1 rRNA gene is annotated in these 1,800 nt (G+C 56.2%); it reads right to left on the reverse strand.

Annotation, left to right across the window (positions count from 1 at the left end):
- Positions 1-50: 50 nt before the first annotated feature.
- Positions 51-1,590: ribosomal RNA gene (locus L1075_RS15550) — 16S ribosomal RNA — on the reverse strand.
- Between the last annotated feature and the right edge of the window lie 210 nt (positions 1,591-1,800).

Raw genomic sequence — 1,800 nt, forward strand, 5'->3', positions numbered from 1 at the left:
CGATCAGGTAATTCATTGTGAGCGCTTACCCAGGGGGATGCGCGGTCGTTTAAGGAGGTGATCCAGCCGCAGGTTCCCCTACGGCTACCTTGTTACGACTTCACCCCAGTCATGAACCACACCGTGGTGATCGCTCTCCCGAAGGTTAAGCTAACCACTTCTGGTGCAGTCCACTTCCATGGTGTGACGGGCGGTGTGTACAAGGCCCGGGAACGTATTCACCGTGCCATTCTGATGCACGATTACTAGCGATTCCGACTTCGCGGAGTCGAGTTGCAGACTCCGATCCGGACTGAGACCGGCTTTTCGGGATTGGCTTCAGCTCGCGCTTTCGCAACCCTTTGTACCGGCCATTGTAGCACGTGTGTAGCCCTACCCGTAAGGGCCATGATGACTTGACGTCGTCCCCACCTTCCTCCGGTTTGTCACCGGCAGTCTCCCTAGAGTTCCCGACCGAATCGCTGGCAAATAGGGACAAGGGTTGCGCTCGTTACGGGACTTAACCCAACATTTCACAACACGAGCTGACGACAGCCATGCAGCACCTGTCTCTGCGCTCCCGAAGGCACCCCGGAATCTCTTCCGGGTTCGCAGGATGTCAAGGGTAGGTAAGGTTCTTCGCGTTGCATCGAATTAAACCACATGCTCCACCGCTTGTGCGGGCCCCCGTCAATTCATTTGAGTTTTAACCTTGCGGCCGTACTCCCCAGGCGGTCGACTTATCGCGTTAACTGCGCCACTAAGTCCTCAAGGGACCCAACGGCTAGTCGACATCGTTTACGGCGTGGACTACCAGGGTATCTAATCCTGTTTGCTACCCACGCTTTCGCACCTCAGCGTCAGTGTCAGTCCAGAAGGCCGCCTTCGCCACTGGTATTCCTCCCGATCTCTACGCATTTCACCGCTACACCGGGAATTCTACCTTCCTCTCCTGCACTCTAGCCTGCCCGTTCCGGATGCCGTTCCCAGGTTGAGCCCGGGGCTTTCACACCCGGCGTGACACGCCGCCTACGCGCGCTTTACGCCCAGTAATTCCGATTAACGCTTGCACCCTCCGTATTACCGCGGCTGCTGGCACGGAGTTAGCCGGTGCTTCTTCTGCGAGTGATGTCGTCCGTACCGTGTATTAAACGGCACGCTTTCTTCCTCGCTGAAAGTGCTTTACAACCCGAAAGCCTTCTTCACACACGCGGCATGGCTGGATCAGGCTTTCGCCCATTGTCCAATATTCCCCACTGCTGCCTCCCGTAGGAGTCCGGGCCGTGTCTCAGTCCCGGTGTGGCTGATCATCCTCTCAGACCAGCTACGGATCGTTGCCTTGGTAAGCCGTTACCTTACCAACTAGCTAATCCGACATAGGCTCATCCAATCGCGCGAGGTCCGAAGAGCCCCCGCTTTCTCCCGTAGGACGTATGCGGTATTAGCCTGAGTTTCCTCAGGTTATCCCCCACGACTGGGTAGATTCCTATGCGTTACTCACCCGTCCGCCGCTCGTCAGCGTCCAGCAAGCTGGACCTGTTACCGCTCGACTTGCATGTGTTAGGCCTGCCGCCAGCGTTCAATCTGAGCCATGATCAAACTCTTCAGTTGAAAGTCTGATAGTCCGTTGAGCGGACCAAACTTGGTTCAAGACTAAAACGTTCTCAAAAAGATCCGAAGATCCTTGACGAGTCGTTTGCCTTGATAGGTCGTGACTGGCACCCCTACCTGAGCAAACGCCCACATGAATTACCTGATCGTTTGTTAAAGAGCGGCTCCGGGCTCGATATGACAAGAGCGGAGCGGCTTGCGTGTGCCCGA

It is taken from the genome of Chromohalobacter beijerinckii (assembly GCF_023061185.1).
In the GTDB taxonomy this organism is placed as follows: Bacteria; Pseudomonadota; Gammaproteobacteria; order Pseudomonadales; family Halomonadaceae; genus Chromohalobacter; species Chromohalobacter beijerinckii.